Below are 24,430 nucleotides of genomic sequence, written 5' to 3' on the forward strand. Positions count from 1 at the left end.
GCCGTCACCCGACCTTCGCGGCCAGGTCGCTCTCCAGGCCGTTCAGCACCGACGTGGCGTTCTTGCCGCCGTAGATCTCCTGGAGCGAGGCCGCCCAGCTCGTCGTCGCGTCGAAGAACTGCTCCTGCGGCGTGAACTGGATCTTCGTCTGGCCGACGACCGTCTCGAAGGTCTCGATGAAGCCCTTGAGCCCCTTCATCTTGTCCTTGTACGCCGCGTCCCGGCTGACGGACTCGCGCACCGGGTCGATGTGGTTGCCCTCGATCGCCGCCTTGCGCAGGTGCTCCTTGCCGGTCGCCCACTGGAGGAACAGCCACGCGGCGTGCTTGCTGCGGCTCCTGGCGTTCATGCCGAGCGACCAGATCCACATGTTGGTGGCGAGCGACCCGCCGGGCCCCTTCGGCCCCGGATGGAAGGCGATCTTCCCGGAGGCGGGCGACGCTCCCTTCACCGCCTGGAAGTACGCGGCCGTGTCGGCGTCGAACAGCATCCCGGCCTTCTTCGCGCCGAGGTCGCCGGAGCACTGGTACCAGGTGTACGACGTCCAGGACGGCGGCCCGCCCTTCCTGACCATCTCCGCCCAGTCCCGGGTGAAGGCGACGGCCTCCGGGGTGTTCATGGCGGGTTCGATCTTCCCGCCGTCCACCGTGAAGTCCTTCAGCCCGAACCGCGAGTACATCGTCATGAAGCCGGGATGGATCGTCGCCCAGCTCCGCGACCCGCGCACCGCCACGCCGTACATCCCGTCGAAGCCCGCCCCGGGCGCCCTGCGCTTGATGGCGCCCGATATCTCGCGCAGCTCGTCGAAGGTCTCGGCCGGCCTGAGCCCCAGCTTCCCGAAGACCTCGGTGTTGTACGCGACGACGTTCGTCTCCCAGCCCCACGGCAGCGCGTACTGCCCGCCCTGCCCGAGCGGGGCGCCGGCCTTGAGCGACCACTGGCCGGCCTGGAGCAGGTTGGGGAAGAAGTCGCCCTGGTCCCACTCCGCGCCGGTCGCCGAGGAGTTGCTCATCCACGGCCCGAGATCCTCCAGCCACCCCGGCGGCCCGTACTGCCACACCATGTAGGCGCCGAGCATGAAGACGTCGTACGAGGCACGACCGCTGGACAGGTCGACCGTGAGCTTGTCGAAGTAGTTGTCCTCGGGGAACACGTCGTACTCGACCTCGACGCCGGTCTTCTCGGTGAAGGCTTTCAGGTCGGCGATCAGCGCGTCCGTGTACGGGTGCTTGTTGAGCAACGCCTTGACGGTCTTGCCCCGGGCCTTCTTCCAGTCGAACGGGCCGGTGACGTCGTCGGCCGCCGATCCGCCGTCCTTCGTGCCCCCGCCACCGCCGAATCCCGTGCCGCACGCGGTCAGCAGCGGGGTGGCGGACGCGGCCGCCGTGAGGGCGAGGAACCGCCGCCGGTCATGTGCGCGCATGTCCATCCCGACCTCCGCAACACGTGCAGTCGATTGGTCAACAGAGCTTCGAACAGCGGAAGTTGGGCGTCAATCCCTCCCGCAACGGAAAATTCCGGTGCACAGTGAGAACTTCACAGGCGGCGCCGACAAACGCGGGAGGATCGTGTGCGGTCCGCGGAACCCGTAGAGCGAGAAAAGCCAGTCACCCGGGGAGGGCGCGCCGGGGACACCGCGTGGCTGGGAATCGATCTCGGTACGCAGAGCGTCCGGGCGGTCGTCGTGACCACCCGCGGGCACCTGCTGGGCAGCGGCTCGGCCCCGCTGGCCGGCCGGCGCACCGGCGTACGCCACGAGCAGGACCCCGCCGACTGGTGGGCCGCCGTCTGCGCCGCGACCCGGGCCGCGCTCGCCGGCCCGGCCGCGCGCCGGGTCCACGCGCTGGCCGTCTGCTCCACCTCGGGCACGGTCCTGCTCACCGACCCGTACGGGCGCCCGCTCACCCCCGGCCTGATGTACGACGACGGCCGCGCCGCACCCGAGGCCCACGAGGCGGGGGTGGCCCCGAGCTGGGGCCTGCCGAAGGCACTGTGGCTGGCCCGGCGGTGGGGCGCGACGGGCAGCGCGGCCCGCCCGGTGCGGCTGGCCCACCAGGCCGACACGGTGACGGCCCGGCTGACCGGCGGCCCGGTCGCCACCGATTCCGGCCACGCCCTGAAGACGGGCTACGACCTGGAGCACGACACCTGGCCGAAGGGGGCCCTCGCCTTCCTCGGCCTGGGCACCGCCCTCTTCCCCGACGTCGTACGGCCCGGCACGGTCCTCGGCACCGTCACCGCCGGGGCGTCGGGCGAGACCGGCATCCCCGCGGGAACCCTGGTCGTCGCGGGGACGACGGACGGCTGCGCGGCCCAGATCGCCTCCGGCGCGCTGCGCGCCGGCGCCTGGAACTCCGTACTCGGCACGACCCTCGTCCTCAAGGGCGTGACGCCCGAACCCGTCCGCGACCCGGCCGGCGTCGTCTACAACCACCGCTCACCGGACGGCAACTGGCTGCCCGGCGGCGCCTCCAGCGTGGGCGCGGGAGCGCTGAGCGCCGCCTTTCCCGGCGCCGACCCGGCCCGCCTCGACCGCCTCGCCGCCCGCCACGAGCCGTCGGTGGCCCTCGCGTACCCCCTCGTCTCCCGGGGCGAGCGCTTCCCGTTCCGCGCCCCGGACGCCACTGCGTTCGTGTGCGGCGCGGGCACGTCGGAGGGGGACCGGTGGGCGGCGCTGCTCCAGGGCGTCGCGTACACAGAACGCCTGTGCCTGGACTACCTCCACCACCTCGGCGCCCCCGTCGACGGCCCGCTCACCTTCACCGGAGGAGCGGCCCGCAGCGCGTACTGGAACCGGCTGCGCGCCGACATCCTGGGCCGCCCCGCGTACATCCCCGAACAGACCGAGCCGGCACTCGGCATGGCGGTGCTGGCCGCCCACGGGGCGGGGGCGGCGCCCGACCTGGCGGGGGCCGCGCACGCCATGGTCCGGATCCGCGAGGTCGTGGAACCGCACCCGCGCCGCACGGCTGCCTTCGCCGACCCGTACGCCCGTTTCGTCGGCGAACTGGAACGGCGCGGCTGGCTGCCGGGCCCGGTGGCGGCGCACGCGGTGGCGAGGCTGGGGGCGTGACCGGACGCGCGGAACCCCCCGGCCACGAGGGCCGGGGGGTTCCGGTGGCGCGGGCGACGACCGCCTCAGTCGTCCTTGCCCGCACCCGCGTCGTCGGCGGACTTCGCCACATCGGCCGGCTTCGCCTCCGCCTCCACGACGTCACCGGCGGGCTTCCCCCCGGCCGCGGGCTGCGTCCCCTCGGCGTCGGCCACGGGCCCGGCGCCTGCGGCGCCCGCCCCCGGCTCGGCCATCGGCGTCCTCACGTTCTGGAGCACGAAGCCCACCACCGCGAGGAACAGCGTGAGGCCACCGCTCCAGTACAGCTGGAGCCGCGTCTCTTCTTCGCGCGCCATCAGGACGAACACCGCCGCCATGCCCGCGAGCGCCACGTACGTCAGCCCCGGGTAGAACCACATCTTCACGACGAGCTTCTCCGGCGCCTCGCGCTCGGTCCGCCGGCGCAGCACCAGCTGCGAGACGGCGATGAAGATCCAGACGACCAGGATCAGCGCGCCGATCATGTTGAGCAGCCACAGGAAGATGTCGTCCGGCCGCCAGTAGCTGAGCAGCACGCACCCGAAGCCGAACACGGAGGACACCAGCACGGCGACGCGCGGAACCCCGCCGAAGACCGCCCCGAGCGCCTTCGGCCCCTGGCCGCGGGAGACGAGCGAGCAGGCCATGCGGGAGGCGCCGTACACGTTGGCGTTCATCGCCGACAGGAGGGCGACCAGCACGACCACGTTCATGATCTGGCCGGCGGCGGGGATGCCGAGGTGGTTCAGGGTGGCGACGTACGGGCCGGCCGTGACGACGGCCTTGTCGTTCCACGGCACCAGCGTGACGATGACCGCCATCGAGCCGATGTAGAAGATCGCGATGCGCCACATCGCGGTGCGCACCGCCTTCGCGACGCCCTCGACCGGACGCTCGGACTCCGCCGCGGCGATGGTGACCGTCTCCAGGCCGCCGTACGCGAAGACGGAGGCGAGCAGGCCGACGATGAGGCCCTCGGTGCCGTTCGGCATGAAACCGCCGAGGCCCGTGAGGTTCTCCGCACCGGGCGACGGCGTGTCGGAGCCGGGCAGGATGCCCAGGATGGCGAGGGCGCCGATGCCGAGGAAGAGGGCGATGGCGCCGACCTTGAGCGCGGCGAACCAGAACTCGAACTCGCCGAAGTTCTTCACCGCCGCCAGGTTCGTGCCGCAGAACACCAGCATGAAGAGGGCGACCCACGCCCACTCGGGCGAGTCGGGGAACCAGCCCACCATGATTTTGGCCGCGCCGATGCCCTCCAGGCCGACGGCCACGCAGAGCAGGAACCAGAAGCCCCAGCCCGCCGTGAAGCCCGCCCACGGGCCGATCGCGCGCTCCGCGTGCACCGAGAAGGAGCCGGACGCCGGATTCGCGGCCGACATCTCACCGAGCATGCGCATCACCAGCATGACCAGCAGCCCGGAGATCGCGTACGCGACGACGATCGACGGTCCGGCGGCGGCGATGCCCGCGCCGGACCCGACGAAGAGCCCCGCGCCGATGACACCGCCGAGGGCGATCATCGACAGATGGCGTTGCTTGAGTCCGTGCGTGAGCGCCGAGTCGGCCTTGTGGTCGACGCCGCCGGCAGTGCCGACGTCCTCGACAGGCGCCGGCGCGGGAGTCCGAGACATGGGTGTGCCCTGTTCAGTAGCTGATACCGGGGGGAACAGACCCAACAGTCTGAGTACGGGTACCGCTCACACGGAACACTTGACCGCTATACGGACACCACGCTCACACCTTGTGAACGGTCACGCACGCCGCGCATGCAATTCCCTCACCAGTGCCACCAGCAGCACCAGCCCCGTCGCCCCGGCCGACCACAGCAACTGCGGCCGGGCCGCGTCGTCCGTGAGCATGAGCAGCAGTACGCCGACGAGCCCGGCCAGCGTCACCCAGGTGAGCCAGGGAAAGCCCCACATCCGCAGCGTCAGCGTCTGCGGAGCCTCCCGCTCGATGCGCCGCCGCAGCCTCAGCTGCGAGGCGGCGATCAGCCCCCAGACGAACAGCAGCACCGCGCCCACCGCGTTGAGCATGTAGAGGAAGACGGTGTCCGGCCACAGCAGATTCAGCAGTACGGACACGAACCCGAACGCCACCGACGCCAGCACGGCCCGCCGCGGCACCCCGCCGCCCGACACCTTCAGCAGCCCCCGGGGCGCCTCGCCGCGCTCGGCGAGCGAGAAGACCATCCGGGAGGACCCGTACAGATTGGCGTTGAGGGCCGACAGCAGGGCGACGAACACCACGATGTTCATGATCTGCCCGGCGGCCGGGACGCCCATCGCGTCGAGCACGGTGACGTACGGGCTGAGCCCCGCCTTCTGCGCGGTCCACGGCAGCACCGTCACGATGACCAGCATCGACCCGACGTAGAAGAAGAGGATGCGCCACACGGCGGCGCGCACCGCGCGGGCCACGTTGCGGGCCGGGTCCTCGGTCTCGGCGGCGGCGATCGTGACGACCTCCAGGCCGCCGAAGGCGAAGACGACGGCCAGTACGCCGGAGACGACACCCGCCCACCCGTTCGGCAGGAACCCGCCCTGGCCGGTCAGGTTCGTGAACCCCACGGCCTCGGTCTCGGGCAGCACCCCGAACATGGCGAGCAGCCCCAGCCCGAGGAACAGGACGATGGCGCCGACCTTGAGCGCGGCGAACCAGAACTCGAACTCGCCGAAGTTCCGCACGGCCGTGAGGTTCGCGCAGGTGAACACCACCATGAAGAGCAGCACCCAGCCCCACTGCGCGATGCCCGGCACCCAGCCGTGCGCGATCTGCGCCGCCGCCGTCGCCTCGACCGCCAGCACCACGACCAGCAGGAACCAGTACAGCCACCCCACGCTGAACCCGGCCCAGCGCCCCAGGGCCCGCTCGGCGTGCACCGAGAACGACCCGGACGCCGGCATCGCCGCCGACATCTCGCCGAGCATCCGCATCACCAGCGTCGCGAGCGCGCCCGCGATCAGATACGAGACGACGATGCCGGGGCCCGCGACCGCGATCCCGGCGCCCGAGCCGACGAACAGCCCGGCGCCGATCACCCCGCCGAGGCCGAGCATGGTCAAGTGGCGCCGCTTGAGCGCATGGGCCAGCGGCTCGGCCTGATCGTCGTGCATGTCGCTCGCAGCTCTGAAGGATGGGTTTTGGCAAGAACCTACAGTCTTCCCGAGCGGCCCCCGTCTCCGCAAAACGGGCGGCCACGCCTGCCACCTCAGTGACGAGTGTCACCCCCGCACGGCATGACCGACCCTTCTTTGTGCGAACTCCACCACCGGATCAACATCGCCTTTGTCGGCGACTGACGGTGATCGGTCGTTAACCCCTGGGCTACGGTCACGAGGTCCTTTCCGTCAGCCCCCTCACCTCCCGGAGTTCCCGATGAGCACTGCCGCCGCCCCCGCCCGCTCCGGAGCGGTCCTCGCCGACCTGCTGCCGTCCACCACCACCGCCACCCGGGCGTTCGCCCGCGACGCGGCCCTGGTGCTCGGCGGCGCCGCGCTCACCGGCATAGCGGCCCAGATAGCGGTACCGGTGCCGGGCTCCCCGGTCCCCGTCACCGGCCAGACCTTCGCGGCGCTGCTCGTCGGCACCGCCGTGGGCGCCCGGCGCGGCTTCCTCTCCCTGGCGCTGTACGCCGTGGTCGGCATGGCCGGTGTGCCCTGGTTCGCGGGCGGCACCTCGGGCGCGGGCGGCGCGTCCTTCGGCTACGTACTCGGCATGCTGCTGGCCGCCACCGTGGTCGGCGCGCTGGCCCGCCGCGGGGGCGACCGCTCGGTGCTGCGCACCGCGGGCACGATGGTCCTCGGCTCGGCCGTGATCTACGCGATCGGCGTGCCCTACCTCGCCCTCTCCACCGGCATGTCGCTGGGCGCGGCCGTGGCGGCGGGCCTGGTGCCGTTCCTGATCGGCGACGCGCTCAAGGCGGCGCTGGCGATGGGCGCGCTCCCGGCGGCGTGGAAGCTGGTGGGCGACCGCGGCTGAGTCCCGGACGCGAAAGGGCCCGTACCTCACGAGGTACGGGCCCTTCCGCGTGTCCGGGGCCGGGAGGCTACAGCGCCCCGGCCGGCTCCTCGGCCGCACTGCGACCGCGCCGCAGCTTCTCGCGCACGAACGCGATGCCGACGACCACGGCCGCGACCAGCAGCGACAGCAGCACCTGCTCGCGCGCCGCGTCGTCGAACGCCATGTAGACGATGACGAACATGATCATCGCGGCGGTCGCCCAGGTCAGGTACGGGAAGAGCCACATCTTGACGATCAGCTTCTCCGGCGCCTCGCGCAGGATGATGCCGCGCATGCGCAGCTGCGTGAAGCAGATGACCAGCCACACGAACAGCGCCACCGCGCCCGACGAGTTCAGCAGGAACGCGAACACCGTGTCGGGCCACTTGTAGTTGAAGAAGACCGCCACGAAGCCGAAGGCGACCGACGCCAGGATCGCCGCCATGGGCACACCCTGCTTGTTCGTGACGGCGAACGACTTGGGCGCGTCGCCGCGCTGCCCCAGCGAGAACGCCATGCGCGAGGCGGTGTAGAGCCCGGAGTTCAGGCACGAGAGCACAGCCGTCAGCACGATGACGTTCATGATCTGGCCGGCGTGCGGAATGCCGATCGAGTTCAGGGCGGCGACGTACGAGCCGTCCTTCAGGATCGACTTGTCGTTCCACGGCAGCAGCGTCAGCACGACGAAGATCGAACCGAGGTAGAAGACGCCGATGCGCCAGATCACGCTGTTCGTGGCCTTGGTCACGGCGCGCTGCGGGTCGGCCGACTCGCCGGCCGCCAGCGTGACGATCTCACTGCCCATGAACGAGAAGACGACCATCAGCACACCGGTGAGGATGGCGCCGGGCCCGTTGGGGAAGAAACCGCCGCTGTCCGTCAGGTGCGCGAACCCGGTGCCGGGGTTGTCCGAGCCGGGCAGCACACCGAAGACGGCCAGCAGGCCGATGACCACGAACCCGCCGATGGCGACGACCTTGATCCCGGCGAACCAGAACTCGAACTCGCCGTACGACGACACGGACACCAGGTTCGTGGCGGTCAGCACGACCATCACGATCAGCGCCCAGCCCCACTGCGGCACGGCCGGTATCCAGCCTTCGAGGATCTTCGCGCCCGCGGTCGCCTCGACCGCCAGCACGACCACCCAGAAGAACCAGTACAGCCAGCCGATCGAGAACCCGGCCCAGCGCCCGAGCGCGCGGTCCGCGTACGCGGAGAAGGAGCCGGACGTCGGGTTGGCTGCGGCCATCTCGCCGAGCATCCGCATCACGAAGACGACCAGGGCGCCGACGAGCGTGTACGACAGAAGAATCGCCGGGCCGGCGGCGGCGATGCCGCCGCTCGATCCCACGAAGAGACCGGCGCCGATGACACCGCCAATGGCGATCATGGACAGGTGGCGGTTCTTGAGACCTGCCTGGAGACCGTCCGAAGACTGCGGATTCCCCGGTTCCACGGGGTTTTCGCCTGTCTTCGCAAGGGTCGGCTGCGCGTTCATGCACAATCCTTAGCTTCTCGGGTTACGAGCCCACGCATTCAAACGGGAAGTGACGTGAGACGGAAGGCCCGATTCCGGATCGTTGTACGAAATCCGCAGCAGCACCCCATCCGCCCCCTGCCCGCCCCCTCTTCCCACCCCGGCGACGGCTACCCGGCCGCGCCCGTGCCACACTCGTCCCATGCGCGTGTACCTCGGTTCCGACCATGCCGGATACGAACTCAAGAACCACCTCGTCGAGTGGCTGAAGGCCCACGGGCACGAGCCCGTCGACTGCGGCCCCCACATCTACGACGCCCTCGACGACTACCCGCCGTTCTGCCTGCGGGCCGCGGAGAAGACCGCCGCCGACCCCGACAGCCTCGGCATCGTCATCGGCGGCTCCGGCAACGGCGAGCAGATCGCCGCGAACAAGGTCAAGGGCGTACGCGCCGCGCTGGCCTGGAGCGAGCAGACGGCGGCGCTGGGCCGCGAGCACAACGACGCCAACGTCATCTCGATCGGCGGCCGGATGCACTCGCAGGAAGAGGCCACGAAGTTCGTGGAGATCTTCCTCGCCACCCCGTACTCCAACGAGGAGCGCCACCAGCGCCGCATCGACATGCTGGCGGCGTACGAGCAGACCGGCGACCTCCCCGAGATCCCGCCCCACCACCCCCAGCCGTAACTCCCCGCAGCCCCGCACCCCCCGGGTGCGGGGCAGCGCCCCGCCTCCACACCCGCCGGCGAGGCCGCCCAGCGCCCGGGGCCGCACAGTCCACGCCGCCGGAGGGGACGTGCCGGGGCGCTCCCCGCAGGGCGTCGAACGCAACCACGCCCACGCATTCCGCAGTACCCGAACGTTCGACGCCCGAGGAGACGCCCCGGCGCGGCACCGACCCCGCAGCCCCCGCACCTCTCGGCCCGCTCCGAACCCCGGGACGCCCGGCCCCGGAGCCCCGGTCCCGGTGCCCCGACCCTCCGGCCCCTGGGGGCACCGCACCCCAGCCCGGAATACCCGCACCCCCCAGACGCAAGCGGCACCCCGCAGGAGACGCAGAACATGCCCGAGGGGCACACCATCCACCGCCTCGCGGACGACCACCGCCTCCGCTTCGCCGGCGCCCCGGTCCGCGTCACCAGCCCCCAGGGCAAGTTCGCGGACAGTGCGGCCCTCCTGGACGGCGTCCGGCTGGACGCCGTCGACGCCCACGGCAAGCACCTCTTCCTCGGCTTCGAGGACACCGGCTGGGTGCACATCCACCTCGGCCTGTTCGGCAAGCTCGGCTTCGGCGCGACTCCCGCCCCGCCCCCCACGGACACCGTCCGCCTGCGGCTGGTCAACGCCGACCACTACGCCGACCTCCGCGGCCCCACCACCTGCGCCCTGATCACCGACGCCGAGAAGCAGGCGATACACGACCGCCTGGGCCCGGACCCGCTGCGCCCGGACGCCGCCCCCGACAAGGCGTGGCAGCGCATCTCCCGCAGCCGCACCACCGTCGCCGCGCTCCTCATGGACCAGCAGGTGGTGGCGGGCGTCGGCAACGTCTACCGCGCCGAAGTGCTCTTCCGGCACGGCATCGACCCGTACCGCACGGGCCGGGACCTCACGCGCCGCGAGTGGGACGCGATCTGGTCCGACCTGGCCGTCCTCATGCGCGAGGGGGTACGGAACAACCGCATCGACACGGTCCGCCCGGAGCACATGCCCGAAGCGATGGGCCGCCCGCCGCGCGTCGACGACCACGGCGGCGAGGTCTACGTGTACCGCCGGGCGAACCTGCCCTGCCACATCTGTGGCGGCGAGATCCGCACCGCCGGTCTCGCCGCCCGCAACCTCTTCTGGTGCCCGACCTGCCAGACCATCTGAACGGCGACCACGTCCCGGGCCGCGAGCAGGGGCCGCGTCCCGGGCCGTGCTGCGGGCAGGGGGTCGCGGAGCCGGGTCGCGGTCAGCCCCTCAGAACCCGTGCGGCAGCCACGGCGCGGCGGCGGATCCGAACGCCACCGAAGCTTCCGCCAGTGCCCCCGGCCGCAGCTCCCGCACCCGGCCCGCCGCCGCCAGGGCGACCAGGCTGACGCCGCCCAGATACGCCGCCCCCAACTCCCGCACGGACAGCACCAGGTCCGCCGCCTCGTCGGTCCGCTTGCACGCCGCACCCCCCTTCGTGTCGCCGGTGAGCCGCCAACGCCCCTCGTTCCAGGGGCAGAACGCGTCCGTGACCTCGAAGACGACATCCACCGGCGCCAGGTACGCACGCGCCTCCAGCGCCGCCCCGAGACCCACCAGCCGCACATAGAGGGAGTCCCGCAGCCGTACGTCGCAGCGCCGGACGTCGGAGACGAGGTGCTGCCAGGCATCGTCCACGGGCCGGTTGCGCACCCGGATCGAAGACGTCAGGTCGATGTCGAAGAGGAAGCGCCACAGCGCCGCGTACGCGGCGGGGTCGAGCGCCTCCATGTCGCTCAGTACGACCGTGCCGTCGGCGCCGGCCGGTTTGAAGTGGAAGCGGGCGTACCCGACGACCTCGCCGCCCCGCTCGGCCAGCACGCACCGCAGCGGCGAAGCTCCGTCCCGGTCGCTCTCCGGGTCGAGGAGCGGCACCCGGTCCCAGTGCGGGCGGCGGGCGAGCATCCCGGGCCGGGCGGCGACGTTCCGCGCGTACACCGTCTCGCAGGCGTCCCGGACGCCCACCGGGTCCGCGAACCGCAGCCGTACGCCGTCGGTCCCCTGCGGCGTCTCCAGCCGCACGCGCGCGGTGTCGATGTCCGCCGACAGGGACTGCGTCGCCGCTCCGTACCCGAACCGGCCGTAGATCGCGGGCTCCGAAGCGGTGAGCAGCGCCAGCGGCTCGCCCCACTCCCGTACGTCGTGGAGCTGGCGCCGCATCATCTCGGTCAGCAGCCCGCGCCGCCGGTGCGTCGTCGCGACGCTCACCAGGCTCACGCCGGCGGCCGGCACCAGAGCGCCACCGGGAACGGACAGCCGGAAGGAGAACGCGCTCGCCGTGCCGACACAGGAGACCCCGTCCCACACGCCCAGGCTCCGCGCCGGATCGGTCAGCGCGCGGTCGAGCTCCCGTTCCTCCGCACTCTGGGGGACACCTCCGAAGGCGAGTTCGACCGCCTCGAGCCAGTCGTCCCACTCACTCACCCGCAACACGCGTAATTCGGTGGCCATATGCCATGCCTACCAGGCGTCCGGCATCCGAGCGACCCAATTTCGAACACAATGTCACAGGGGTCCCCCTGCGGAGCAGCGGCGAGGATGGATAGGGTCCACCGCAATGGCAGGTGGAGCAGGAACCGAATCGTTCTCGGCCCGGACGCGCAAGAGCGCACACCGGGCCCGCATCGCGCTGCGCAAATCGGGCGTCGACTACTTCAGGGGCGACGGCTCGGACTGGATCGCGCTGGCGGGCCTGCTGCTGACCGTCCCGGCGATCGTCGCCGGCACGATCGCGTCGCCGGCCTGGTGCTCTCCGGCCCTGCTGGTCCTGCCGATCGTGGCCGGCGGCCTGCTGCTGCGACCGGCCAGCCTGCTGGGCCTGTACGCCGCGGCAGCCACCGGACTGATCGTCGAGTCGGTCGTGCTGGGCCCGTACACGCAGGGCCCCGGCACGGTGACGCCCGGCACCGTCCTCACGGTCGCCGCCTGCGGCTTCTTCGGCCTGATCATCGCCCAGTTCCGCGCCAGGGTCGGCGTCCCCTGGCGGCGCGGCGGCACGATGCTCTTCGACCTGCGCGAACGCATCCGGGTGCAGAGCGCCCTGCCCCGGCTCCCGAAGAGCTGGCACAGTGAGATGGCGCTGCGCCCCGCGGGCGGCCAGTCCTTCTCCGGCGACTTCGTGGTCGCGGCCCGCACCAACGGCGGCCGCACCCTGGAGGTCGTACTCACCGACGTGTCCGGCAAGGGGATGGACGCGGCCTCGCGCGCACTGCTCCTGTCCGGGGCGTTCGGCGGCCTGCTCGGCTCGCTCCCGCCCCACGGCTTCCTGCCCGCCGCCAACGGCTACCTCCTGCGCCAGGACTGGGAGGAGGGCTTCGCGACCTCCATCCACCTGGTGCTCGACCTGGAGTCCGGCGACTACGAACTCCTGTCGGCGGGCCACCTTCCCGCGCTCCAGCTGCACGCCGGAAGCGGGCGCTGGGAGGAGAAGTCCGGCGAGGGCCCGCTGCTCGGGGTGTACGACGGCGCGCAGTTCGACTCCTGCAAGGGCTCCCTCGCGCCGGGCGACGTACTGATGCTGTTCACGGACGGGCTTGTGGAAGCGTCCGGCCGGGACATCGCGGAAGGCATCGACCGCCTGACGGGCGAGGCCGACCGCTACGTGTCGTGCGGCTTCCAGGGCGCGGCGTGGCACCTCATCGAGGCGGTGGCCAAGGACGTCAACGACGACCGCGCACTCCTGCTGATCTGCCACGACGCGTAACGTCCGCCGACGGCCGGACACGCGCCGTACGCGTCGCGGGCCCCCGTGCGTACAGTCGGGCCATGCCGCATCTCACCCTCGCCCAGGTCGAGGCCGTCGCCCGGGCCGCGCACGCCACGCAGACCGACAAGGCCGGCCTGCCGTACACCGGGCACCTCGCCGCCGTCGCCGAGGGCGTCCGCGCGCGGGGCGGCTCCGACGAGCAGATCGCCGCCGCCTGGCTGCACGACGCCGTCGAGGACGGCGCGCTGTCCGAGGAGTGGTTGGCGGCGGCCGAACTGCCGCAGGCCACCAAGGACATGGTGCTCGCCGTGACCAAGCGCCCGGGGGAGGACCTCGCCGCGTACACCCGGCGCATCCTCGCGACGCCCGGCGCGCTCCTCGTCAAGGAGGCGGACCTCGCACACAACGCGGACCCCGGCCGTCTCGCCGTGCTCGACGAGGCGACCAGGGTCCGTCTCACGCTCAAGTACGCGGAGGTGCACCGTCTCCTGGGACTGGAACCCGGGCCCGGGACCGCCGTTCAGGGGTCGGGCGGGCCGACGGCCTAGGCGGACACCTTGGCGGCGGGGCGGTGCTCCCGCCGCCGGGCGTTCTCGACCGGGTCGCGGCGGAACGCCCACGTCATCTCCGGCTCCATCGCCCAGCGGAACATCCGCCGGACGAACGGGGTGCACAGCAGCGTGACCGCGACGGCCATCGCGACGGTCACCACGACCTCGCCCACGGGGCTGGTCAGCCAGCTGTACGTCTCGAAGAGGTCCGCGTAGCTCGCGCCCTTCACCAGGAAGCCGTGCAGCAGGTAGCCGCCGAGGGTGCCGGCGCCGAGCGCCGTGAACCACATCGTGCGCCCCGGGACCCAGGCCAGGAAGCAGGCCGTGAGCAGCAGCGAGCAGCCGAAGAGGGCGAAGGTCATGACGACCCCGGCCCACCAGGGAGCGCCGATCTCCTGGGCGGCGCTGCTGTGGTAGAACCACCCGAGCCCGAGGCGGGGGGCGGCCCAGTACGCGAAGACCAGCGTGCACAGCACGACGGGCAGGGCCAGCAGCCGGACCTCGCGCCTGCGCACCATCCGGAAGTGCTCCGGCTTCAGCAGCAGCCCCAGCACGAAGTACGGCAGGAACTGGAGCACCCGCTGGAGGTTGAGGTCGTCCCCGATGTTGGGGGTCACGGAGGCGAGTACGGCGATGGCGAGCGCCACCGGCAGGGGATGGCGCAGCGCCTGCCAGACCGGGGTGGTCAGCCGCCAGACGAACAGGGCGATGAGGAACCAGGTCAGGTACCAGGGGTCGAGCAGGCTGATGGACTGGGTGGGGTCGTCGGCCCACCGCTTGAAGAGCGTGTAGGCGGTCTCGAAGATCACATAGGGCACCGCGACGCCCGTGATCAGGCGCTGGAGCTTCTTGCGGCTCATGTCGAAACCGCGCGAGAAGTAACCGGAGATGATGATGAACGCCGGCATGTGGAAGCTGTAGACGACGATGTACAGCGCGCGCGTGGCGCGACTGCCGTCCATCATCGGCTCCCACATGTGGGCCATCGCGACGAACACGATGGCCAGGTACTTCGCGTTGTCGAAGAAGGCGTCGCGCTGCTTGGGGGCGGAGGCGGCGCCGGGTGCGGGGACAGGGGTGGCGGCACGGGCCGGGACGGTGGGCGTGGGGATCGCGCCGACCCCGGACCGGGGGGCGGAAGTGGCGGTCCGTGCGAGGGGTGTTTCGGGCTCCTGCTCCCGGGCCGGGGGGAGCGGGGCCCTCTGATATCCGTGCGGAGCGTGAAACATCTGAGGCACCCTAGCGTCGCCCGATGGATTTCGTAAAACCTCGTTCCCGGTTCTCTTTTCTACCTGCGGGTACCCCGTCGACGGAGAAGTCGACATAACGATGGCCGTTTATGGCGCGGCTCACATCTTCCCGCCCGTATGGGGTAACTCATCCTGATTAAACGGTGCATACCGTCAGCGGGTGACTCCGGTGATATGTCCTGTTCATTACGCCTTTGTCGCCTGCCCATGTGTGCGCGTCCACGCAATTCGAATTTCCTGCGAACATGATGTGTGGGTGGCGAAACGATCACGTCTATTAACGCCCGGGCGGGGCAGATCAATTCAGTGGCGCGCCTATGCGGCGCCCGCGCCCCGGGGTGCACGCCGGGCCTCCGCCGGTGCGGGCCCCCGTCGACGTTCCGTCACCCGGCAGCCGCGGGTGGTGAGTTGGTGGCACGATGGTGCCTGCGGGAGTGCGCTGGGCCGTGCGCTCCCGGGCCGGCAAGGCGGACCGACCGAGGGTGTGATCAGTTGTGGCCATTTCACTGTCTGTAGTGGTTCTGTTGGCGATCGTCCTGGTGGTGCTGATCCGCGGGGGGTCGATCAAGGCGGGGCCGGCGGTGGTGGCCGTGCTCTTCGGCTTCTTCCTCGCGTCCACCGGAATGGCGCCGTCGATCAACCGCTTCCTCAACTCGATAGCGGAGACCATCGGCCAGATCAGCTTCTGAGGGCGACCGGCCGGAGCGGGCGCGGCGGCGCGGCGGGCGCGGCTCCCGGAAAACGCCGCCGGCCCGGTCGGTGACGTATCACCGAGCCGGGCCGGAGGCAGTGGAGCGGGCGACGGGAATCGAACCCGCGTAGCTAGTTTGGAAGACTAGGGCTCTACCATTGAGCTACGCCCGCACAGCGCGCCGCAGGTCACGTGACCGCGGCACGAGAAGCATCGTAGCGGGTTCCCGGGCGTTGATGCACACCCGATACGTCCCCCGTAAAGCGGCGGCCGCAGAGTCCCCGGCCATGTACCCTACGTGTCGCACCGACGGGGTGTGGCGCAGCTTGGTAGCGCGTCCGCTTTGGGAGCGGAAGGTCGTCGGTTCGAATCCGGCCACCCCGACCATCGTCCAGACACGATCCCGCGCGATCACCGGATCAAGATCGCGTTGTGGGAGTCTTCCTGCTTGCCGTTACTATGCAAACTCGTGCCCGTGTGTCTGATTGTGCCGGGCCCGAAACGGCGAAGCCGCCTCCCGCGCGGCCCAGCAGAACCCCAGAAGTCAGCCCCCAAGGAGACCGAACCGTGAAGAGCGCCGTGGAGACCCTGAACCCGACCCGGGTTCGGCTCAGCATCGAGGTGCCCTTCGAGGAGCTCAAGGACAGCCTCGACGCGGCGTACAAGAAGATCAACCAGCAGGTCACGGTGAAGGGCTTCCGCAAGGGCAAGATCCCGAACCGAGTCATCGACCAGCGGTTCGGCCGTGGTGCTGTGCTGGAGGAGGCCGTCAACGACGCCCTTCCGAAGTTCTACACCGAGGCTGTCAACGAGGGTGAGCTGAACGTTCTCGGCCAGCCCGAGGTCGACATCACCGAGCTGAAGGACGGCGAGCTGCTCTCCTTCACCGCCGAGGTCGACATCCGCCCGACGATCGAGATCCCGGACTACTCCGGCATCGAGGTCGAGGTCGACGCGGTCGAGGTCAAGGACGAGGACGTCGACAAGGCCGTGGAGGACCTGCGCGCGCGCTTCGCCTCCACGAACCCGGTCGAGCGCCCCGCCGCCGACGGTGACGTCGTGACGATCGACCTCGAGGCCAAGGTCGAGGGCGAGGTCCTGGAGGACGGCGTCGCCGAGGGTGTCTCGTACACCATCGGTTCCGGCGAGCTCCTCGACGGCATCGACGAGGCCGTGACCGGCCTGGAGGCCGGTGGCGAGGCCACCTTCACCTCCTCGCTCAAGGGCGGCAGCGCCGAGGGCAAGGAGGCCGAGGTCACCGTCAAGGTCACCGCGGTCGCGGCCCGTGAGCTGCCCGAGCTGGACGACGACTTCGCGCAGATGGCGAGCGAGTTCGACACCCTCGACGAGCTCAAGGCCGACAGCCGCAAGCGCCTCGAGAACATGAAGCAGTACGACCAGGCCACGCAGGCCCAGGAGCGCGTCCTGGAGAAGCTGCTGGAGCTGGTCGAGGTCCCGATCCCCGAGAAGCTGCTCGAGGACGAGGTCAAGACCCGCAAGCACAACCTGGAGCACCACCAGCTCGGCCAGATGGGCCTGGACATCGAGAAGTACCTCGAGATCCAGGGCAAGTCGGCCGAGGAGTTCGACGCCGAGCTGCGCGAGCAGGCGGTCAAGGGCATCAAGACGCAGTTCGTCCTCGACGAGCTCGTCAACAAGGAGAAGCTGAACGTCAACCAGGAGGAGCTCACCGAGCACCTCATGCGGCGTGCGCAGTCCTCCGGCATGAGCCCCGACCAGTTCGCCCAGGCCGTCGTCGAGGGCGGCCAGGTGCCGATGCTCGTCGGCGAGGTCGCCCGCGGCAAGGCGCTCGCCGTCGTCGTCGAGGCCGCCAAGGTCACCGACACCAACGGTGACCCCGTCGAGCTGGAGGACGAGGAGGACGAGACCGAGGCCGCCGAGGCCGCCGAGGGCTCCTCCGAGGAGAAGACGACCGAGGCCTGAGCCTCGCTCCGATCCGCTTGATCTGCGGTGACGGGCCCGGACGCGCGATGCGTCCGGGCCCGTCGTCGTATGCGGGCACGGGCCCGTACCTTGCGCTCCCAGCGAACAGTTCGGGAAGCGGGATGGCGTTGTCCTACCTGCGCGTTAGGGTCCATGAAGAGGAGAGTGGGGAGTCCCCGCTCTCCGGTACGAAGACGCTGAGACGGCCGAAGCCGTCAGAGACGAGCAGGTGTATACGTGACGAATCTGATGCCGTACGCCGCGGGTGAGCCGTCCATCGGTGGAGGCCTCGGCGACCAGGTCTACAACCGGCTGCTCGGCGAGCGGATCATCTTCCTCGGCCAGCAGGTCGACGATGACATCGCCAACAAGATCACAGCGCAGTTGCTCCTCCTTGCCGCCGATCCGGACAAGGACATCTACCTCTACATCAACAGCCCCGGCGGCTCGGTGACGGCGGGCATGGCGGTCTACGACACCATGCAGTACATCCCGAACGACGTGGTCACCATCGGCATGGGCCTCGCGGCCTCGATGGGCCAGTTCCTGCTGACCGGTGGCACCGCGGGCAAGCGCTTCGCGCTCCCCAACACCGACATCCTGATGCACCAGGGCTCGGCCGGCCTCGGCGGCACCGCCTCGGACATCAAGATCCAGGCCGAGCAGCTGCTGCGTACGAAGAAGCGCATGGCGGAGATCACCGCCCGGCACTCCGGTCAGACCGTCGAGACGATCATCCGTGACGGTGACCGCGACCGCTGGTACTCGGCGGAGGAAGCCGTGGAGTACGGCCTCATCGACGAGATCATCAGCTCCGCCTCGGGCGTTCCGGGCGGCGGCGGCACCGGGGCCTGACCCCCGCAGCCGAGCCTCCCCAGCCCACCGAACGCCACCAGGATGGTGAAATCCCACATGAACGAATTCTCCGCGAGCGGCCTCTACACCGGCCCGCAGGTGGACAACCGCTACATCGTGCCGCGCTTCGTCGAGCGCACCTCGCAGGGCGTGCGTGAGTACGACCCGTACGCGAAGCTCTTCGAGGAGCGCGTGATCTTCCTCGGTGTGCAGATCGACGACGCCTCCGCCAACGACGTCATGGCGCAGCTGCTGTGCCTGGAGTCGATGGACCCGGACCGCGACATCTCGATCTACATCAACAGCCCCGGCGGCTCGTTCACGGCCCTCACGGCCATCTACGACACGATGCAGTTCGTGAAGCCGGACATCCAGACGGTCTGCATGGGCCAGGCGGCCTCCGCCGCCGCCGTCCTGCTGGCCGCCGGCACGCCGGGCAAGCGCATGGCGCTGCCGAACGCGCGGGTGCTGATCCACCAGCCGTCCTCGCAGACCGGCCGTGAGCAGCTCTCCGACCTGGAGATCGCGGCCCAGGAGATCCTGCGGATGCGTTCGCAGCTGGAGGAGATGCTCGCCAAGCACTCCACCACGCCGATCGAGAAGATCCGCGACGACATCGAGCGCGACAAGATCCTGACCGCTGAGGACTCGCTTGCGTACGGTCTGATCGACCAGATCGTGTCCACCCGCAAGAACGCGCCGGTCGGCGCCTGACGCGTGGCAGCCGTCCCCTTGGCACCGGGCACGTCAATGTGAACCGTGCCAAGGGGGGCCCGAACGGGGGCCCAGGCAAGGTACCGTCGGATATGAGGCACCAGGAGACGCTGAACGTGGCGTCTCCCAGGCGAAGGGGAAGCACCTCGTGGCACGCATCGGTGATGGCGGCGACCTGCTCAAGTGCTCGTTCTGCGGCAAGAGCCAGAAGCAGGTGAAGAAGCTCATCGCAGGTCCCGGTGTGTACATCTGCGACGAGTGCATCGACCTCTGCAACGAGATCATCGAGGAGGAGCTCGCGGAGACCTCCGAGGTGCGGTGGGAGGAACTTCCCAAGCCGCGGGAGATCTACGAGTTCCTCGAGGGGTACGTCGTCGGCCAGGAGCCCGCCAAGAAGGCGCTCTCCGTGGCGGTCTACAACCACTACAAGCGCGTACAGGCCGGTGAGAACGCGGGCGCGGGCTCGGGCCGTGACGACGCGATCGAACTGGCCAAGTCCAACATCCTCCTGCTGGGCCCCACGGGCTCCGGCAAGACGCTGCTGGCGCAGACCCTCGCGCGCATGCTGAACGTCCCGTTCGCCATCGCGGACGCGACGGCGCTGACGGAGGCCGGTTACGTCGGCGAGGACGTCGAGAACATCCTGCTGAAGCTGATCCAGGCGGCCGACTACGACGTCAAGAAGGCCGAGACCGGGATCATCTACATCGACGAGATCGACAAGGTCGCCCGCAAGAGCGAGAACCCGTCGATCACGCGCGACGTGTCGGGCGAGGGCGTCCAGCAGGCCCTGCTCAAGATCCTCGAGGGCACGACGGCCTCGGTTCCGCCGCAGGGCGGCCGCAAGCACCCGCACCAGGAGTTCATCCAGATCGACACGACGAACGTGCTGTTCATCGTGGGCGGCGCGTTCGCCGGCCTGGAGAAGATCATCGAGTCGCGCGCGGGCGCCAAGGGCATCGGCTTCGGCGCGACGATCCGCTCGAAGCGGGAGATCGAGGCGAGCGACCAGTTCCAGGAGGTCATGCCGGAGGACCTGGTGAAGTTCGGGATGATCCCGGAGTTCATCGGCCGCCTGCCCGTCCTGACCTCGGTCCACAACCTGGACCGCGAGGCGCTCCTCCAGATCCTGGTCGAGCCGCGCAACGCGCTGGTGAAGCAGTACGAGCGGCTCTTCGAACTCGACGGTGTGGAGCTGGAGTTCGAGCGCGAGGCGCTGGAGGCCATCGCAGACCAGGCGATCCTCCGCCAGACGGGCGCGCGGGGCTTGCGCGCCATCATGGAGGAGGTGCTGATGTCGGTGATGTACGAGGTCCCGTCCCGCAAGGACGTGGCCCGCGTCGTCATCACGGCGGACGTGGTCCACAGCAACGTCAACCCGACCCTGGTCCCGCGCGAGCCGCGCATCATCAAGAACGACGGCCGCCACGAGAAGTCCGCGTAGCCGTCCGGTACGTACGCCGAAGGGGCGCCCGCCAGTCGAACCGGCCGGGCGCCCCTTCGCGTTGTGCGCGTCGGATCCGCGGGCTACTTGATCTCGACGCGTACCGCGTTGCGGACGTCGGACGTCGTGGCCGCCGCCTCGGCGATCGTCTTGCCCTTGCCGGTGAGGAAGGACGCCGGGTCGGCCTGGCTCGCGGAGCCCAGCGTGCTGTGGTCGGCCCACATGCACATCGGCATGGTGATCGAGGAGGCGCCGCTGGCCGAGGACGAGGGCAGGAGGCCGGACATCTTCATCATCCGGCACTTCATCACGCCGTTCTCGAAGCCGTCAGGAGTGACCGCCTCCGGTTCGCCGACGAGCTCGACCTTCAGGCCCTCGCCCGCACTCGCCTCCACGGACGCCTTCTGCTTCGCGAACATCGCGTCGAGGGCGGCCTCCGGGTCCTTGATCTCGCCCCAGACGCCGCTGAAGTTCAGGTGCTTGGCGGTCTGCCCCTCCCCGGACTTGTACTTGCCGCCCTCCTGCTGCGGGTTGGTGATGCCCACGGCCTCCAGCTCCGCCGCGTCCTTTGCGGGCAGGCCACCGCTCGTGCCGGCTCCGGTGGTGGTGTCCTTCTTGTACTCGCCCAGCATCGTCTCCGGCGCCGCCAGCTTGTACTTCTTGCCGTCGTCCGCGACCGCGCCGCCGCCCCCGCCCGCCGTGAAGTACCAGACGCCGCCGCCGATCACCGCGAGCGCCACCACCAGCACGCCCACGACCAGGCCCGTCTTCTTCTTCGGCGCGCCCGGCGGGGGCGGAACCATGCCGCCGGGGTACTGGGGCTGCTGGCCGTAGGGGCCCGGGTGCTGCGGCTGGCCGTACGGCGGCTGCTGGCCGTACGGGGCCGGAGCCTGCTGGGGGTAGCCGTAACCCTGCGGCGGGGGCGCCTGCTGGGGGTAGCCGTAGCCGGGCTGGCCCTGCGGGGGCTGCTGTCCGTACGGGTTCGGCTGTCCCTGCGGCGGCTGCTGGCCGTAGGGACCGGGCTGCTGCCCGCCGTACGGGCCCGGCTGGTTGTAGCTCATGGACTGGGTTCCCCTCAGATGCTTGTGCGTTGCGGCCATCCTGACGGAACGGGCCGCCTCCTGGGCACCCGGGGGCCCTCACCGTTACCAAGAATCCGGTTTCGGTACGGGGCTGTGACGCCCGTAAACTGAGCCCGTGACCGAGAACTCATCGCAGCAGCCAGCCGCCCCCGCCCCCGAACTGCCGACCCAGTACGCGCCGGCCGAGGTAGAGGGGAAGCTGTACGAGCGCTGGGTGGAACGCGGTTACTTCGAAGCGGACGAGAAGAGCGACAAAGAGCCGTACACCATCGTCATCCCGCCGCCGAACGTCACGGGATCGCTCCACCTCGGGCACGCCTTCGAGCACACGCTCATCGACGCCCTGACCCGGCGCAAGCGCATGCAGGGCTACGAGACCCTGTGGCAGCCCGGCATGGACCACGCCGGCATCGCCACCCAGAACGTCGTCGAGCGCGAGCTCGCCAAGGAGGGCAAGTCCCGCCACGACCTGGGGCGCGAGGCGTTCGTCGAGCGCGTCTGGCAGTGGAAGGACGAGTCCGGCGGCCAGATCTCCGGGCAGATGAAGCGACTCGGCGACGGTGTCGCGTGGTCGCGTGAGCGCTTCACCATGGACGAGGGCCTGTCCAAGGCCGTCCAGACCATCTTCAAGAAGCTGTACGACGACGAGCTGATCTACCGCGCCGAGCGCATCATCAACTGGTGCCCGCGCTGCCTGACCGCCATCTCCGACATCGAGGTCGAGTACCAGGAGGACGACGGCGAGCTCGTCTCCATCCGGTACGGCTCCGGGGACGCCGAGATCGTCGTCGCCACGACCCGCGCCGAGACGATGCTCGGTGACACCGCCGTCGCCGTCCACCCCGACGACGAGCGGTACGCGCACCTGATCGGCACCGAGATCGAGCTGCCGCTCACCGGCCGCCGCATCCCGGTCGTCGCGGACGAGCACGTCGACCCCGCGTTCGGCACGGGCGCCGTCAAGGTCACGCCCGCCCACGACCCGAACGACTTCGAGATCGGCCAGCGCCACGGCCTGCCCAACCTGGCCGTGATGGACGAGCGCGCGGTCATCACCGCGCACGGCCCCTTCCAGGGGCTCGACCGCCTGGAGGCCCGCAGCGCCATCGTCGCCGCCCTGCGCGCCGAGGGCCGGATCGTCGCCGAGAAGCGTCCGTACGTCCACTCCGTCGGGCACTGCTCGCGCTGCAAGACCACCATCGAGCCGCGCCTGTCCCTCCAGTGGTGGGTCAAGGTCGGCCCGCTCGCCAAGGAGGCCGGCGACGCGGTCCGCGACGGCCGGGTCAAGATCCACCCCAAGGAGATGGAGCCCCGCTACTTCGGCTGGGTCGACAACCTCCACGACTGGTGCATCTCGCGACAGCTCTGGTGGGGCCACCGGATCCCCGTCTGGTACGGCCCGAACGGCGAGGTCGTCTGCGTCGGACCCGACGACGAGGCGCCGACCGGCGAGGGCTGGCACCAGGACACGGACGTCCTGGACACCTGGTTTTCCTCCGGCCTGTGGCCGTTCTCCACGCTCGGCTGGCCCGAACAGACCCCGAGCGTCGAGAAGTTCTACCCGAACTCGGTCCTGGTCACCGGCTACGACATCCTCTTCTTCTGGGTCGCCCGGATGATGATGTTCGGCCTCTACGCGATGGACGGCACCCCGCCGTTCCACACCATCGCCCTGCACGGCATGGTCCGCGACCAGTTCGGCAAGAAGATGTCGAAGTCCTTCGGCAACGCGGTCAACCCGCTGGACTGGATGGACGAGTACGGCTCCGACGCCGTCCGCTTCACCCTGGCCAACGGCGCCAACCCGGGTGTCGACGTCCCGATCGGCGAGGACTGGGTCAAGGCGTCCAGGAACTTCGCCAACAAGATCTGGAACGCCACCCGCTTCGCGCTGATGAACGGCGCCACGGTCGAGGGCCCGCTCCCGGCCGCGTCGGAGATGTCGGCGGCGGACCGGTGGATCCTCTCGCGGCTCAACAAGACGGTCGCCGAGGCCGACGCGTTCTACGACGACTACCAGTTCGCCAAGCTCGCCGACGCGCTCTACCACTTCGCGTGGGACGAGGTCTTCGACTGGTACGTCGAGCTGTCGAAGACGACGTTCTTCGCGGGTGGAGAGCAGGCCAAGGTCTCCGGCCGGGTCCTCGGCGAGGTCCTGGACGTCATGCTGCGCCTGCTCCACCCGATCGTCCCGTTCGTCACCGAGACGCTGTGGACCACGCTCACCGGCAAGGAGTCCGTCGTCATCGCGGACTGGCCCACCGACTCAGGTTTCCGCGACGAGGCCGCCGAGAAGGAGATCGAGCTCGTCCAGCAGGTCGTCACCGAGGTCCGCCGGTTCCGCTCGGACCAGGGCCTTCAGCCCGGCCAGAAGGTCCCGGCCCGCCTGGAGCTCGACGGCACCGCGCTCGCCCCGCACGAGGCGGCCATCCGTCAGCTGCTGCGTCTGCAGCCGGAGGGTGAGGGCTTCTCCGCCACCGCGTCCCTGCCGGTCGCCGGCGCCCGGGTCGAGCTCGACCTGTCCGGCACGATCGACGTCGAGGCCGAGCGCAAGCGCCTGGCGAAGGACCTCGCGGCGGCCGAGAAGGAGAAGGCCCAGGCGAACGGAAAGCTCGGCAACGAGGCGTTCCTGGCCAAGGCCCCGGACAACGTGGTCGACAAGATCCGCGGCCGGCTGTCCAAGGCCGAGGCGGACATCGAGCGGATCTCCGCCCAGCTCGCCGCGCTGCCGCAGCAGTAGGAGCGCGTACGCAGCACACCGGGGGGCCCCCCCACCCCGCGCGGGGCCCCCCGCCCGGCGGGGCCGCGGCGGCGAGTACCGCCCGCAGTACGCCCCGAAGGCGAATTTCTAGCACCAATGTCCCCCACCCCCGCCCCCCCCATC

At 70.3% G+C, this 24,430-nt stretch carries 19 protein-coding genes and 2 tRNA genes; 13 read left to right on the forward strand and 8 right to left on the reverse strand.

Annotated elements, in window-relative coordinates:
* Positions 1–4: 4 nt before the first annotated feature.
* On the reverse strand, positions 5–1,423 hold the full coding sequence (locus tag ACWGH0_RS12535) for an ABC transporter substrate-binding protein (RefSeq protein WP_453404148.1): 1,419 nt from the start codon (positions 1,421–1,423) through the stop codon (positions 5–7).
* A 219-nt stretch (positions 1,424–1,642) separates the two neighbouring features.
* Here ACWGH0_RS12535 and ACWGH0_RS12540 point away from each other — a divergent pair, with 219 nt between their 5' ends.
* The gene (locus tag ACWGH0_RS12540) at positions 1,643–3,073 is read left to right on the forward strand and encodes an FGGY-family carbohydrate kinase (protein WP_453404205.1); all 1,431 of its coding nucleotides are present in this window, start codon (positions 1,643–1,645) and stop codon (positions 3,071–3,073) included.
* A gap of 65 nt (positions 3,074–3,138) precedes the next feature.
* Here ACWGH0_RS12540 and ACWGH0_RS12545 read toward each other — a convergent pair whose 3' ends face one another.
* Together ACWGH0_RS12545 and ACWGH0_RS12550 are read right to left on the reverse strand one after the other, a co-directional pair.
* Entirely contained in the window at positions 3,139–4,725 is a 1,587-nt protein-coding gene (locus ACWGH0_RS12545) for an amino acid permease (protein WP_453404149.1), read from the reverse strand.
* A gap of 120 nt (positions 4,726–4,845) precedes the next feature.
* Positions 4,846–6,210, reverse strand: a complete 1,365-nt coding sequence (locus ACWGH0_RS12550; RefSeq protein WP_453404150.1) for an amino acid permease — start codon at positions 6,208–6,210, stop codon at positions 4,846–4,848.
* 262 nt (positions 6,211–6,472) lie between these two features.
* On the opposite strand from ACWGH0_RS12550, the gene ACWGH0_RS12555 reads away from it, so the two are divergent.
* Positions 6,473–7,075, forward strand: coding sequence for a biotin transporter BioY (locus ACWGH0_RS12555; RefSeq protein WP_453404151.1), 603 nt, complete (start codon positions 6,473–6,475; stop codon positions 7,073–7,075).
* Between the two features lie 67 nt (positions 7,076–7,142).
* Here ACWGH0_RS12555 and ACWGH0_RS12560 read toward each other — a convergent pair whose 3' ends face one another.
* On the reverse strand, positions 7,143–8,597 hold the full coding sequence (locus ACWGH0_RS12560; protein ID WP_453404152.1) for an amino acid permease: 1,455 nt from the start codon (positions 8,595–8,597) through the stop codon (positions 7,143–7,145).
* A gap of 181 nt (positions 8,598–8,778) precedes the next feature.
* Between ACWGH0_RS12560 and ACWGH0_RS12565 the strand changes: the two genes are divergently transcribed.
* Together ACWGH0_RS12565 and ACWGH0_RS12570 are read left to right on the forward strand one after the other, a co-directional pair.
* Positions 8,779–9,264, forward strand: a complete 486-nt coding sequence (locus tag ACWGH0_RS12565) for a ribose-5-phosphate isomerase (RefSeq protein WP_453404153.1) — start codon at positions 8,779–8,781, stop codon at positions 9,262–9,264.
* A gap of 375 nt (positions 9,265–9,639) precedes the next feature.
* On the forward strand, positions 9,640–10,449 hold the full coding sequence (locus ACWGH0_RS12570) for an Fpg/Nei family DNA glycosylase (protein WP_453404154.1): 810 nt from the start codon (positions 9,640–9,642) through the stop codon (positions 10,447–10,449).
* A 90-nt stretch (positions 10,450–10,539) separates the two neighbouring features.
* Here ACWGH0_RS12570 and ACWGH0_RS12575 read toward each other — a convergent pair whose 3' ends face one another.
* Positions 10,540–11,760 carry a GNAT family N-acetyltransferase gene (locus ACWGH0_RS12575; protein ID WP_453404155.1) on the reverse strand — a complete coding sequence of 407 codons (1,221 nt, stop codon included), beginning with the start codon at positions 11,758–11,760 and terminating at the stop codon, positions 10,540–10,542.
* A 106-nt stretch (positions 11,761–11,866) separates the two neighbouring features.
* On the opposite strand from ACWGH0_RS12575, the gene ACWGH0_RS12580 reads away from it, so the two are divergent.
* Positions 11,867–13,012, forward strand: a complete 1,146-nt coding sequence (locus ACWGH0_RS12580; protein ID WP_453404156.1) for a PP2C family protein-serine/threonine phosphatase — start codon at positions 11,867–11,869, stop codon at positions 13,010–13,012.
* Positions 13,013–13,074: 62 nt separating this feature from the next.
* Positions 13,075–13,563 (forward strand): HD domain-containing protein, encoded by a 489-nt coding sequence (locus ACWGH0_RS12585; RefSeq protein ID WP_453404157.1) that lies wholly within the window; start codon positions 13,075–13,077, stop codon positions 13,561–13,563.
* On the opposite strand, the gene ACWGH0_RS12590 is transcribed toward ACWGH0_RS12585, so the two are convergent.
* Positions 13,560–14,795: an acyltransferase family protein gene (locus ACWGH0_RS12590; RefSeq protein WP_453404158.1), complete on the reverse strand. Its 1,236-nt coding sequence runs from the start codon at positions 14,793–14,795 to the stop codon at positions 13,560–13,562. The two genes, ACWGH0_RS12585 and ACWGH0_RS12590, sit on opposite strands and share 4 nt — an antisense overlap.
* Before the next feature lie 515 nt (positions 14,796–15,310).
* Here ACWGH0_RS12590 and ACWGH0_RS12595 point away from each other — a divergent pair.
* The gene (locus tag ACWGH0_RS12595; RefSeq protein ID WP_453404159.1) at positions 15,311–15,505 is read left to right on the forward strand and encodes a hypothetical protein; all 195 of its coding nucleotides are present in this window, start codon (positions 15,311–15,313) and stop codon (positions 15,503–15,505) included.
* Between the two features lie 101 nt (positions 15,506–15,606).
* On the opposite strand, the gene ACWGH0_RS12600 is transcribed toward ACWGH0_RS12595, so the two are convergent.
* Positions 15,607–15,680: transfer RNA gene (locus ACWGH0_RS12600), tRNA-Gly, on the reverse strand.
* Positions 15,681–15,817: 137 nt separating this feature from the next.
* Here ACWGH0_RS12600 and ACWGH0_RS12605 point away from each other — a divergent pair.
* From ACWGH0_RS12605 to clpX, 5 genes are all read left to right on the forward strand, one after another.
* Positions 15,818–15,894: transfer RNA gene (locus ACWGH0_RS12605), tRNA-Pro, on the forward strand.
* A 180-nt stretch (positions 15,895–16,074) separates the two neighbouring features.
* Positions 16,075–17,451: a trigger factor gene (gene tig / locus ACWGH0_RS12610; protein WP_453404160.1), complete on the forward strand. Its 1,377-nt coding sequence runs from the start codon at positions 16,075–16,077 to the stop codon at positions 17,449–17,451.
* Between the two features lie 249 nt (positions 17,452–17,700).
* On the forward strand, positions 17,701–18,306 hold the full coding sequence (locus ACWGH0_RS12615; RefSeq protein ID WP_138894507.1) for an ATP-dependent Clp protease proteolytic subunit: 606 nt from the start codon (positions 17,701–17,703) through the stop codon (positions 18,304–18,306).
* A 42-nt stretch (positions 18,307–18,348) separates the two neighbouring features.
* Positions 18,349–19,020, forward strand: a complete 672-nt coding sequence (locus ACWGH0_RS12620) for an ATP-dependent Clp protease proteolytic subunit (RefSeq protein WP_453404161.1) — start codon at positions 18,349–18,351, stop codon at positions 19,018–19,020.
* Between the two features lie 148 nt (positions 19,021–19,168).
* The gene (gene clpX / locus ACWGH0_RS12625) at positions 19,169–20,464 is read left to right on the forward strand and encodes an ATP-dependent Clp protease ATP-binding subunit ClpX (RefSeq protein WP_214905055.1); all 1,296 of its coding nucleotides are present in this window, start codon (positions 19,169–19,171) and stop codon (positions 20,462–20,464) included.
* An 83-nt stretch (positions 20,465–20,547) separates the two neighbouring features.
* Here the strand turns inward: clpX and ACWGH0_RS12630 are convergent, their stop codons facing one another.
* Entirely contained in the window at positions 20,548–21,525 is a 978-nt protein-coding gene (locus tag ACWGH0_RS12630) for a hypothetical protein (RefSeq protein WP_453404162.1), read from the reverse strand.
* A 136-nt stretch (positions 21,526–21,661) separates the two neighbouring features.
* On the opposite strand from ACWGH0_RS12630, the gene ACWGH0_RS12635 reads away from it, so the two are divergent.
* Complete coding sequence (locus ACWGH0_RS12635; RefSeq protein ID WP_453404163.1) at positions 21,662–24,286, forward strand: valine--tRNA ligase; 2,625 nt, start codon at positions 21,662–21,664, stop codon at positions 24,284–24,286.
* The last annotated feature ends 144 nt before the right edge of the window (positions 24,287–24,430 follow it).

Source organism: Streptomyces sp. NPDC054887 (assembly GCF_053610585.1).